Source organism: Agathobaculum faecis (assembly GCF_014287995.1).
Classification (GTDB): Bacteria; Bacillota; Clostridia; order Oscillospirales; family Butyricicoccaceae; genus Agathobaculum; species Agathobaculum ammoniilyticum.
In genome coordinates this window covers 1-12679 of sequence record NZ_JACOPL010000028.1, presented here as the reverse complement: position 1 = coordinate 12679, position 12679 = coordinate 1, and the positions used below count along the sequence as shown (strand labels likewise).

Annotated in this window: 7 protein-coding genes; 5 read left to right on the top strand and 2 right to left on the bottom strand. The window is 48.2% G+C overall.

Annotated elements, in window-relative coordinates:
- Together H8S45_RS16055 and H8S45_RS15030 are read left to right on the top strand one after the other, a co-directional pair.
- Window positions 1–246 (top strand): hypothetical protein (locus tag H8S45_RS16055; RefSeq protein WP_207724517.1); only part of this gene is annotated, 246 nt, incomplete at its 5' end.
- Window positions 247–294: 48 nt separating this feature from the next.
- Complete coding sequence (locus H8S45_RS15030) at window positions 295–1218, top strand: bacteriohemerythrin (RefSeq protein ID WP_082397416.1); 924 nt, start codon at window positions 295–297, stop codon at window positions 1216–1218.
- 455 nt (window positions 1219–1673) lie between these two features.
- Here the strand turns inward: H8S45_RS15030 and H8S45_RS15025 are convergent, their stop codons facing one another.
- Window positions 1674–2078: a DUF6744 family protein gene (locus tag H8S45_RS15025; protein WP_147574588.1), complete on the bottom strand. Its 405-nt coding sequence runs from the start codon at window positions 2076–2078 to the stop codon at window positions 1674–1676.
- 197 nt (window positions 2079–2275) lie between these two features.
- On the opposite strand from H8S45_RS15025, the gene H8S45_RS15020 reads away from it, so the two are divergent.
- Window positions 2276–3010, top strand: coding sequence for a LytR/AlgR family response regulator transcription factor (locus H8S45_RS15020; protein ID WP_054328437.1), 735 nt, complete (start codon window positions 2276–2278; stop codon window positions 3008–3010).
- Window positions 3010–4269 carry a sensor histidine kinase gene (locus H8S45_RS15015; protein WP_054328436.1) on the top strand — a complete coding sequence of 420 codons (1260 nt, stop codon included), beginning with the start codon at window positions 3010–3012 and terminating at the stop codon, window positions 4267–4269. The genes H8S45_RS15020 and H8S45_RS15015 overlap by 1 nt, the downstream gene beginning before the upstream one ends.
- Window positions 4270–4794: 525 nt before the next feature.
- Here H8S45_RS15015 and H8S45_RS15010 read toward each other — a convergent pair.
- Window positions 4795–5142 carry a hypothetical protein gene (locus H8S45_RS15010; protein ID WP_186950447.1) on the bottom strand — a complete coding sequence of 116 codons (348 nt, stop codon included), beginning with the start codon at window positions 5140–5142 and terminating at the stop codon, window positions 4795–4797.
- A 30-nt stretch (window positions 5143–5172) separates the two neighbouring features.
- Between H8S45_RS15010 and H8S45_RS15005 the strand changes: the two genes are divergently transcribed.
- Window positions 5173–12679, top strand: a 7507-nt coding sequence (locus H8S45_RS15005) for an InlB B-repeat-containing protein (protein ID WP_186950444.1), incomplete at its 3' end; no start/stop codon positions are given.

The window sequence follows — 12679 nt, the reverse complement described above, 5'->3', positions numbered from 1 at the left end:
AAGGGCAGGGAGGCCGATAGACGGCTTTCCCTGTCTTTTGTTTACGCAGGTGCTTGCAGAGGACAAGCTTCCTATCCATTCGACAATTTTTTCTGTTATCATGGAAATGCTCTTTCATTTTCAGTGAAAGACGCTCTTTCATTCTTTCCGAAAGCCGCCCTTGAAAATGGGCGGCTTTCCACATCACAAAATACGGCCCGTAAAAAACTGGACATATTTAATGTGATTTTAATAGTATGGATATAAAATATTAATATAATAGCTTTTATTAATTGAAATCAGGGGTGGAAAAGTGTGATAGCATGGAGCGATAATTATTTAATGGGAATAGCTGAATTTGATAATGAACATAAGAAATTATTCCAAATAGCAGAGCAGATATTAAATAGATTGCGGGTACGCGGCGATGAAGAAGGGATTCGAATGTTCATCTTGCGTGAAGGGTTAAAGTACTTAAATGGATACTTCCTGGAGCATGCTGCACATGAAGAGGCCTATATGAAAAAGATTGGTTATGAAGGTTATTCCCTGCATAAAATGCAGCACGATGACTTCCGTGAATGCCAGCTTACGAGATACCACAAGCTTATGGAGAGTGGAGCCTGTAGCAAAGAAGATATCTGGGATTTTGTAGGCTCAGGGATTGGCTGGCTGCTGGAGCATATTACAACAGCGGATATGGCTATCGTTGGGAAAGGGGAGTTCAGCAAGCCAATTAAGGCCGACGTCAATGCGGCGGCATTAGAAGAAGAAATCAATATGCTGTTTTCCGTAACGCTGAACATTGAAGTCCGATCAAAAATTGTGAGCTCAAACTACAATGGGGATTCCTTTGGGAAAGCGGTATGTCAACGAATCGTTTATGAAACTGGTGGACGTAAAAAGACCGTAATTTCCGGTATTGAGCGTTCATTTATGATGAAAGTAGCAAAAATGATTTATGGAGATACTGCATTAGACGAAATGGATCTCGTACTATCTACAGTGGAAACGTTTGGAGCGCAGTTCTGGCTCACTTTTTATCGCCAACTCACAGGCGATGACAGTCAAATTATTGTTAGGGAAAATCAATTCCTGATAGGCAGAACACTGAAAGACGAAATACGGAAGATGAGACCGGCCGCCTCACTGCTATTCACCTCAGACATGGGGAAATTTTTTGTTGCTACGAACTCAGAATGCGTTATTGCAAAAGGCGTGTTTAACCATACGGGTTAAACACGCCTTTTCAAGTGAGGCATCTGATTTTCCTTATCATAGGGATTGGAAACCGGCTTTAACAAGCTGTATACGTGCTTTAGGTCGCTTTCAAAGCCCATATCCACGAATGCCTTTGCAATTCCGGCAGTTGTATCAGTAAGAACTACAGACGCGTGCGGCAGATAGCTGCGCTCTGAAAGCTATGTAAAAAGAAGGATCAAAGCGGGAGCGCTGGTCTTTCTTTTTATGTGGTTGTTTCGAGTTAGGCGTGAAATACAAGCGTTATCATTATATGAGAGTATGGTATAACATCCATACTTAGTAATGCAGCTCCACGCGTATTAAAAGCTGTTTAATTGCTTGAATTGAAAATAATCAGGTATGCTTGCCTGATTACAAGAAACCCCTTTGAAGCCGGTTTAGCTAAGGTACTAAAAAATATAAATGGAACTTATTATTCAGGAAAGGCGTGCTTATGCACGCCTTTCCTTTCGGTATACGCTATAAATAGAGTGTGCTTTCAGGCTGCTTTCAAAGCCCGTATCCCCTGGGACCGTATCTGCAATTCCTGCTGGTACAGTTGCAGGGAATGAAATTCCTCGTCTGTCTCCGTCAGCTCCTTCTGGAACAGCGCCTCGTAGCGCTGTTTTTTTCTCCTTCAGATCCTCTATACGGCGGACCCAGCGCTCCATGATGGCTGCGCTCTGGCAGCCGCTGTCTATCAGGTAAGCTGCCTTCTCCTGGTACTCCTGCGCCTCTCTGCGTGCGAGTGCATAAAACTCGCCGGCCATCTTTTCACGCTGCTTTGCATCGTCAGCCATAAAAAAACTGTTCACCACCAACCCATCGTTCAGTTCGTATTTTACAAAAGCAGACAAGGAGTCTGTTGGGATAGCGCACTTTACCGTGGGAATCTCGTTTTATGGCGAACTGTTGACACAAATTTGAGGTTGTGTTATTTTTCTATATATAACTCTAATAAATATATAATGGTGCTTCTTGTAGTTATACAAGAGTCTCTTATGATCAGGATTGAAAATCCACGGCAATTTGGGATAGAACAGAGAGGTCGGCAATGAATGTTGCTATTTGTGATGATAGTTTAAGCGAAAGACGGACTATCCAAGAATGGATAACGGACTATTTAGGGGAAAGACCCCAACTGGCAGGACAGCTTTTCTTGTTTGAAAATGGTAAGGCATTGCTGGATGCGGTGAAAAAAAGAGGAGGGTTCGACCTATATCTTTTAGATGTTATCATGCCGGAGATGAATGGTATTCAGAGCGGATTGAAGTTGCGAGAGTTAGGTGCGGGTGGAGAAATCATCTACCTGACTTCCTCCAAGGATTATGCTGTAGATAGCTATTATACCAATGCTTTTTTCTATTTGCTGAAACCGGTGGAAAGAAAAGTGCTGTTCTCTGTGCTGGACAAGGCTGCCGAAAAACTAAACAGGCGGAGAAGAGAAAAAATTGTAATTAAGACGTCTGAAGGACAGAGATGCATTCTGCTGGATCAGATTTTGCTGGCAGAGAGGAAGGGACACAGTGTTCAGTATTATTGTACAGAAGAAACAGTGAACAGTTTAACCTTTCAAAGCACCTTCCGTGAGGTGATGACACCTCTGTTGGCTGATAGGCGGTTTTACCTTTGTGGAGTCAGCCTTGTATGTAACCTTCAGCGGATATCTGCAATTACGGGACAAAATGTTGTGTTGGACAATGGAATCAGTTTTACTGTTCCACGGAGGGGCGCGGCTGCCCTTAAAGCAGCATGGGGTGGGTACTGGCTGACGGAGGGGGAACGCTAATGCCGGTGCTGGGAGTGCTGTCCGTTTCGACAGTCATTGGCATGGTTCTTGTAAGTATTTTTGTGGAGAGCCGCTTTTTTGTAAGAAAAACAGCGTGGCTTATCAGCATGGCTGTCGTCTTGATGATAGGCACGTTGTCGTTCCTTGCAGTAGTTTGGGGTGAGGATATTGCTGTACAGTTTTATACGCTGGTCGTCCATCTTCCGGCTTTTATCCTCTTTACCTGGATTGGGCGATACAGGGGCTGGAGACTGTTGTTCCAACTTCTGTCAGCAATCCTGTTCTGCTTTTTTATTCAGCACGGGGCGGCGTTAGTCTACTATTTGTCAGGATTTAACACCCTGGCGTGGATTGTTTCCTATAGCCTGTTTTCTGTTGCCGTGATATATTTTGTATGGCACTACCTGCGTCCTATGTTCCGCAAGATGCTATGGGAGGTACACCACGGTTGGGGGCTCATGTGTTTGGTGCTGGGAGCATACTATGGGATCACACTTTATCTGATTCCAGGATATGCGGGAACCGAACAAAGCAGCACGGTTTTGAAAGTGAGCCTTTCTCTGATGATGGCAGGTGTATACACCCTGTTGATGATCTTTTTTTCAGTTACCCATCAGGAAACCGAGAGCAGGAATTCCGCTCAAATGGAAGCCTTGCAGATATCAGCCTTAAAAGATCGTATAGCTGCAATGGCCGCAGCGGAGGACGAGGTACGCATAGAACGGCATAATCTTCGCCATCAACTACAGACAATAGCTGAGTTAATCCGAAAAGGATGCGAACAAGAGGCGTTAAACGTTATCAGCAGTACACAATGCCACTTGCATGAAGCGCCCCTTAAACACTGGTGCCAGCCGCCGGTAATAGACGCAATGTTTTCTTTCTATTTTGGGCAGGCCGAACAGAAGGGTATCCAAGTGCAGGCAGATATTTCGCTTCCAGATTGTACGCCTGTGGATGAGACTGAATTATCCATTGTTTTTGCGAATGCTATTGAAAACGCTATCCATGCCAATATGGCTTTACCTGTGCAGAAGAGATGTATCTGCTGTAAGATTATATGTCGTCCGGCGCTTATGTTTGAAATAAGCAATCCGTATGCTGGGGAGATCCGTTTTGATGAAAATGGATTCCCGATTGCTTGCGAAGAGGGGCACGGCCTGGGGACGAAAACAATTGCAAATTTTTGTGAGAAATATAGTGCTTTTTGCCAATATGAAGCTGTAAACGGGCGGTTCTCGCTCCGTGTCGTATTATAGGATTAACGCGATAGTAAGACAGCAGCTTTAATTAGAGGTCCCAATATCATGTCAGGTAATAAAAAGCGATATGTACCTAATGAAAAGGTGCGTATCGCTTTTTTCATTGGACAAAGAACCAAATCAGAATAATTATAATCCAATTTTGCATATATTCTCAAAACATCTATGCGCTTTGCTATAATAAAATCAATAGCACTATAGTACATAATTTATATTATGAGCATAATGAAAGAAGCGATTTTGCAGTTTTTTAGAGGAAGAAATGTTAGGAGCAGCTGAAGCAAGTGATATACGGGAAGAAAGGATGTCTGACTTGTACTGGAAAAGTAAGCAGCAGATTTAGAAAATGCTAATTAAATCTTCAGGAGGGACGCCCCTCCTGGTAGGAAAGGGATACCCCTTTCCTACCACAAAATCCTTGTAAACCATTACAGCACATATCGGAGGAAGTACATGAAAAGAAGACTGATCAGCATGATGCTAACCCTGTGCATGGTACTCTCAATGCTTGCGCCCACCGCCTTAGCAGCAGATGAACAGGGAAATTTGACGCAGGCTTCGGGAAGTGAACAGGCAGAATGTACCTGCACCATCCAACAGGAGGAGGGCGCTTTTATCCATGCCCCAGACTGCCCGTTTTATACTGCACCCAAAGAAGAAAAGCAGGAAGAAGAGGCTCCGCAGGCAGATGTGGAACAAATTCTGGACATGCTGGAAGCCCTGCCGGTTCCGGAAACGCTGGACGGGGATTGGCGGAATGCCCCAGCAGAGGATATAGCGGCCGCCCGCACCGTTCTGGAGGAGCTGAACGAAGGCGACATTGATCAGGTTCCGGAAGAACTGCTCGTCAAGCTTGAGGATCTGGAGCATATCAGGGATACCGTAGGAGACTGTGCGGACTTGGGCTGCCCATACCATTACCAGCCAGAGGCTTTGTCTGAAATGGAGGAGGGCAGAGAGGAAACCCCGGACGCTCTTACTCTGAGTGATCTGGTCAGCGAATATGGAATCACGCCCCCGATACAGCCGAACGCAGTGTGGGAAGAACAGCACCCGCAGACAATTATTATTGGGGAGGACAATCAGAATAACGCCCATACGGGAGAGCCGGATGGGGATATGGACAAATACCTGGATTTTAGAAACAAAAAGCTGCCTATTGAACTTTCCTTTGAACTGCAGGAGGGTGAATTGCCGACGCAAAGCGCCTTTGTAGCTATCAAGGCATACGATGTGGACGAAGAAGATGGGGAAAATGATTTTGTCTATTTAAACGATGATATTTTTCTGCCTATGGATCAGGAATGTGACCAGTTTTCTAGCTTATTCTATGGCAAAACAACGTACAACAATGAGAACATTGGATACCTGTCTGGCACGAACGGGACATGGAATACAACCGTGCTGGAAATCCCGCTGGAAAAGCTTCGCGTCGGCACGAATACAATTTCCATAACCGTTGCGAAGGGGTGGTGCGTGGAGGTAGACTGGATACAGGTGATTCTGGATGGCGGCAGCAAGGACAGCAGCATTTCCGGCTTTGACCTTACGCTTGGAACGCCGACTGGCACCGCCCAGGTGACCGTTCCCGCCACTGTCACAATCGAGCAAAGCGGAAATACGGTGTATCATACAGAATATACGCTGCTGAATGAAGCGGGGGATGCGCTGGATGCGGCGTTTGGACAGGCATCTGAAACAGAAACTGTTCAGTTGACAATCCCCAAGAATTCAGAAGACGGCGAATATAAGGTGGTGGGCCTGCTGAAAGATGATGATGAAAACATCAAAGCAATGGACACAGTTACATTCCGTCTGAAAAACGGAGTACCGAACTTCGCTCCGATTCTGACGCATACGCTTTCTCCTTCCTCACTTACGAAACAAAATGTAACGGTTAACGTATCCGTGGATGACCTTATGGGCTGCGAGGGGATCACAATTATCGGGCCTGACGGCAACGGCGCAAATTACTCAGCATCCCAAAACGGCGAATATACCTTTACTGTAAACTATACATGGAATGGGCAGAAGCTGACAGACAACTATATCGTTAAAGTGGACAATATAGATAAAGAGCCGCCTGAGATCAAAGCTGGCGATGTGCCGTCCGTTTATGAGGATACAACGGATGAAGAGGTGGAAGCCTACCTCAAAGCTGCAGTATCCATTACAGATAATACTAAGGTGGATGAAAACGGGACTGTCTGGGAGGGGATAAAGGGTTTGGCTGCATCCAGCGGTCAAAAGCAGGTTACAGTCACTGCCAGCGATATGGTGGGTAACAAGGCAACGGAAACAATTACGGTCACCGTTCTGCCCAAGCCCTTGGAATTGACGATGGAAAATCCCGAGGGACCAGATGACCAGACGTATGCACTGAAAGCTACCCTGAAATATACTGGCGGGCTGACGATCACGGAATCAGGCTTTGTATGGGGCAGCATGCAGAACCCTACGCTCAGTGTCAACAATGGCAGCGCAAAAACAAGTGTTCCGGTGACGCAGAAAGGGGGAACGCTGTCTGCCACGGCTGATAAAATCGCCGAGGGTATAAATTACTATGCCAGAGCTTATGTCAAAACAAGCGATGGAGGAATCTACTACAGCGACACAAAAACTTTTGGCATAGGAGCGCCACAATACGGTGTCTTTTCCATTGAGAATAATGGAAGCAACACCTTTACCATTAGCCGTGCGGGAGGCAATGAGGGTGCGCAGACTGTCTATTACCGGACGGTGAGCGGCTCGGCAGTCAGCGGCACGCATTTTACCGGCGTATCCGGAAAGCTGGACTTTGATGAGGGCGAAGAAAAAGAGACCGTTACGGTCACAGAACAGGGAGCTTCGGCTGCTTTCGAGGATAAACAGGCCACCCAGTATTCCAATGCAGACAGAATATACTGGCTGGAGATCTACCGATTCGATGGCGGCGCCACCATCGACAGCGGCAGGAGCCGCGCGCAGCGCACGATGACAGTGGACCAGGAACACAGGGTTGACCGCAGGATCTTTAATGACTTTGAAAAAACGATAGCAGGTAGCAGTCACGAGCATGGCGATAATACTGACGACGGAGGTCTGGGCTGGGCGGAAGGGAAAGAAGGCACGGACAGAGAAACGCTTGATATAACAAGTGTGTTGACAACCCCTGGTTATTGGCGGTCGTTGACAGGCGCGGAACTCCAATATAAGATGCAGTTTAAGGCGAAAGAGATTGATGACGGATATCAGCATATGCAGGTCACGCCGGGAAACGATCGGCAGGATATCAGTTTCTGGCCTTACGAAGGGAACTGGGACGGCTCCCCACCCCCTGCAAATACCGGCGGCGCGCGCTATGCCTGTACCTTTGAGCATGGCGGTAGCAAGAGGAATACGACGCCCGCCCAATATTATCTGCCGGACAGCAGTGGCAGCAATCCGGACAACGCCGAGTGGAACGAGCGATGGGCAAAGGGGATTGACGGCGGGAAAAGCTACATTCCTCTGCCGCTGGACGAGGACAAGGTGACCATTAGCTACGCGGCCAGCGGCAGTGGCAGCGACAACTGGGAGACACAAAACGAGATACATTATTTCCGTATTGGCGATACATCGGAGCCGCAGCTCTTGGGCGTAGCTCCAGTAGAGAACGGCTACCGGATCGGGGATCAGATTACGGTTTCCCTGGTTTTTGACGAGATCGTGGACCAGAAGAACAGTGCAATCAACGAGGCGGCATTAAAAATTAAAACCAGTTGGGGCGATTTTTCTTATGCCGGCGGTGCAGATACAAATGTACTTTACTTCACGGGAAAGATTTCAGACACAGCAGATGGAGCATTAACAATAAACAGCATTGAGGGCGCTGAAGACATCAGGGATATGTGTGATGATGAGGGAACGAGTACATCCTCAGAGACGGGAAACGCCGGCGGCAATGTGGATACAGCGGTTCCGGTTATTACAGTCAGCGAAAAGGCCATTGCGGAGGATAACAGCAAGCTCTCTGCGGTAATATCCTCTACCAATGCCACCAGCCTCCAGTACCGGTGGAGTACGGAAACGCAGATGCCCGTAGCGTGGCTGACAGGCGCTTCCGGCGAAGCAGCGGCAACACTGTCCGCTGACGTACAGGAGCAGCCGGCAGAAAGCAAAACATATTATCTGCATGTGCTGGCAACCAACAAAATAAACGGTTCTACATCGTATGCCCGTGAGGCTTTCACATTGCATTCAGGTACGGGGGGAGGGATACCTCCTGTTTATATCGCGCCGGAGTTGCAGGTAAAGGCAGAGGACACACCGGAATGGACAAAACAGAGCAGGAAGATTTTAGTAGACTGGAAGCCGGCGGATCAGGTTGTTTCCTATACCGGACCGAACGGGAGTACAGGGACGGTGACAGGAGACAATGGCTCCGGCCAGCTTGAAGCCGAAGAAAACGGGATATATACTTTTACTCTGAAAACGGATGACGGTGTTCTAACAAAGCAGGCAGAAGTGACAGGCATCGATAAGGTGAAACCGGAAATGACGATCCGCGCGCCGGAAGCAGAGGATGTCTATACGCCTGTGAAAGATGGGGAGGAGCAGGAGGAAGTCCATGAGCCAATCATCTATCATGCTATTACGGTTGGCGGAACGGCTTCGGACAACCTGTCTGGCGTGGAAAAGGTAGAGTATGTATTTGTTGAACAAAACAATGCGCCGGAGGGTGGTTGGACACAAGCTGTACTGAAAGACGGTAGCTACAGCTTTACTTATACCGCGGCACAGGAAAAGGAGACAAAGCTGTATCTCTTTATCCGTACAACCGACAAGGCGGGTAATGCGGTGATTGAAACGGCCGGCGAGACGCCATATACGGTTGTAAAGGAGCCGGCTCCCGGGACAACCGAAATTCCTGAATTCTCCTTTCAAGATAGTGGTTCGGGCTGGACAAAGGGGCCGGTGAAGCTTCAGTGGAATGTATCAGCGCCGGAAAGTGGTTTTGAAGTGTATCCGTCGGATCAGCCCGTTGTGAGGGATGAACCAGTCGGAGAAATACGGGCGGCAAAGAACGGCCGGTATACAGTTGGCGTCAAGGTCGGAAACGGTGAAATGATAGAAAAAAGCGTGGTGGTCAACAGAATTGATAATGAAGCGCCATGGGTGGATATTTCCGTACCCGAAGGATGGGCAAAAACCAAAACGGTAGAGATATCCGTTACGGATGACCAGTCGCAGCAAGTGGATGCGACTGGAAAAGTGACAGGATACAGCGGCAGCGGTATTGCATCCGTGGAATGGAAAACCGAAGATGGAGAGTATAGTAAAATCGGGGCTGATGAGAGCGGCGGTTATCAGTTTGTCGCGCAGACAAATGGAACATATATGGTCAGGACCACCGATAACGTCGGTAATACAGAGGAATACAGGGTACTGGTCGATAAAATTGATGTTACAGCGCCCAAGATAACGATTGGCGACATTCCAGATGACTGGCAAGGTGAGGAGCAGGAAATTGCCATTACAGCGGAAGATAACGAAAGCAGCATACAGGAACTCAAGTATGCGATAGCAGAAACTAAGGGGACACCGCCCAGTGATTTATTTACGGTTGAGAACGGTAAAATCACTATTGCCCAGAATGGAAAGTGGTATATTTACTACCGGGCTGAAGATCGGACTGGCAATATTTCCTCCGGTTGGAGCGAAAAGCCGGTTATGGTAGATATGACTACGCCTATTCTTTCGATTACCGGAGGAGAAAAGGGAAGCGAAGAGCTTTCCCTGAAGATAACGGCAACCAACGGTCCTTCGGGCGTATCCATCAGCGCTACTCATGGAACGGAAAGCAGCGAGCCTGTAGAAGGAAGCTACAAGATTTTAGAGGCGGGCGAGTACATATTCAAAGCAGTGAGCGGCGCAGGGAAAACTGCAGAGAAGAAAGTGACAGTCCACAAAATAACCTTTACATGCAGTGAGAGCAGCGTGCCTTCCACGCAGCTGGTAGTAAATGGTGGACAGGCGGTGAAACCGGCGGATCCTTCGCGTGCTGGATACAAATTCGCAGGATGGCAGAAGGACGGTACAGAGTATGAATTTGGTACAGGCGTGACCGAAAATATTGAATTGACCGCGAAATGGGAGTTAACAGGGCCGGAGGTGAAGCTGAAGGCTACGCCGGCTGCAGAGACAGCATATACCGGACAACCTGCCATCACACTGATTGCAGAAGCAAGCCATCTGGAAAAGGGAGTGACCTATCACTACGAATGGGAAAAAGACGGTATCCCGCTGGAGAATGAAGGCAGTAGCCTGGAACTGACAAATGTAAGCGATTCCGGCACATATACGGTTACCGTGACTGTGGCAACTGCAGCCGGCGAAAGCGCGAAGTCTTCGGACAGCATTGAAGCGGTTGTCCGGCCGGCAACTGTGTCCTTTGCTATTCAGGCAGACGAGACAACATATAATGGAAAGCCTCAAAAGCCAGTGGTAACACAGACTGTTGGACAAACTCCGTCTGTGGGAGAGGATTTCACAGTAAGCTATGAACAGGCTGGGAAAGTGGTATACAGTCCGACGGAAGCGGGACGTTACGATGTTATGGTAACGCTTACAAGCAAAAACTTTGCATTTGAAGGTGGACTGGATAAGAAGAACATCGGCTCCTTTTGGATAAACCGAAAACCAGTGCAGGTTATCTGGCGAGGGTTGGAACAAATCTACAGCGGACAGGAACCTGAAAACGTAATAGGGCTTAGCGGCGTCCTGCCAGGAGAGGATTGCGGGCTTAAACCGATTCCCTTGCAGGCAGATGCGGGAATATACCCTTTGCAGGCGGAATTAACAGGGGAAAATGCTGAAAACTATGTGCTGACAAACCCAGATGCGGTATTGACAATCCGTCAGGCACCGGTGGCTTTTGAGGTAACGGATAACGTTGTACAGTACACAGGGAAGCCGGTATATGCCAAAATATCCCCCAGCATAGGAGGGTTTGATAAGTATGCAATCACCTATTGGGATGAAAATGGGAATCTGGTTGCAGAGCCGTCTGCAGTTGGCACATATACGATCCAGGCGAAATTGACAGACAAAAACTATCGTCACACAGATGCCGCCGATGGCGCAGCCCGAAAAATTGGTACACTGACTATCACAGAGCAGGAAGCCCGCACCTATTCGGTTTCCTATACGGGAGAAGGAACGGAGGGTGTTCCCAAGGAGGAGGGGCTGGCGGCCAGCTCTGTGGTACTGCTGCCAGATGCAGAGCGTGCAGGCTTTGAACTGACTGGCTGGGTGTGGGACGGTGTATGGTATTACCCAGGCAGCCTGTTTATGATGCCGGCGGAAGACGTTGTCTTTGAGGCGCAATGGGAGCCGGTATTCCAGATAGGCGGCGAAGTTGTCACCGATGAGACTGAGAATCCAATAGCGCATGTAACCGTAACATTGAAACTGGGGGCTGAGGTGATCGCTGAAACTGTGACAGACGACAAAGGGAGGTTCTCTTTTGATGGCGTTTCAGCCGGTATCTATAATCTGGTAGGAAGCTATAATGGGATTATCATGACTATCCAGGCGGAGATCCGAAAAGATGAGAACAGTATTACGATTGAGATGCCGCAAGGGAAAACAAACTCTATAGTGAGGGTGGCGGAGGATGCGCCGAGGTTAACAGTTGGTAATCTGGAAACCGTCTTTACGGCAAAAGAAGCGTCCGAAGAGTTATACACTGTGGCTGACAGCAGGACTGTGCAGGCTGGTGGTGTTGTAGAAGTGTGCATGACTGCAAAAAACGTTTCGGAAAGTGAGGCGTATGAAGCGTATAAGCAGGTAAAAAGGCATGACCAGGACACCAATATCGGGCTGATTCTGGACTTATCCATTGAAAAAAACGTCCGGGCACAGGATGGAACGGAGCTTCCAGAGCAAAGCATCGAAAATGTAAAGGACACAGGAGTTTTGCTGGAGACGCGGATCCCGTTAACACCGGAATTGCAAGATAAGGACAGTTATACTGTTTATCGCATCCATGAAAGTGAATTGCAAACGCTGACCGAAAAGGCGAACAGTGATGGGGAGCGTATCGAACTGGCGGATGACGGGAGAACACTCATTATTTATGCTCGCTGCTATTCTACCTATATGATAACTTGGAAGCCTGGCCATTCCAGCAATGGCGGTGGTAATAGCAGTGGTACGACCAGCAGCAGATATCCTATTTATGTGGAAACCGACGGCAGCGGCACAGCGGACTCCAACAAGGACAAGGCCGCGTCCGGTGAGACGGTCACGATCACCACGGAGGGCGCGGTGGAGAGCATCACCGCAACAGCCGACAAGACCGGAAAGGAAATCGCGCTGACCGACAAGGGCAACGGCAAATACACCTTCAAAATGCCCAGCTCGGCGGTCACGGTCAAGGTGCAGT

Excerpts from the sequence above, each read along its gene's own strand:
- H8S45_RS15020 (WP_054328437.1), top strand. The coding sequence starts at position 2,276 with ATGAATGTTGCTATTTGTGATGATAGTTTAAGCGAAAGACGGACTATC.
- H8S45_RS15015 (WP_054328436.1), top strand. The coding sequence starts at position 3,010 with ATGCCGGTGCTGGGAGTGCTGTCCGTTTCGACAGTCATTGGCATGGTT.
- H8S45_RS15010 (WP_186950447.1), bottom strand. The coding sequence starts at position 5,142 with ATGCTCCAGATCCTCAAGCTTGACGAGCAGTTCTTCCGGAACCTGATC.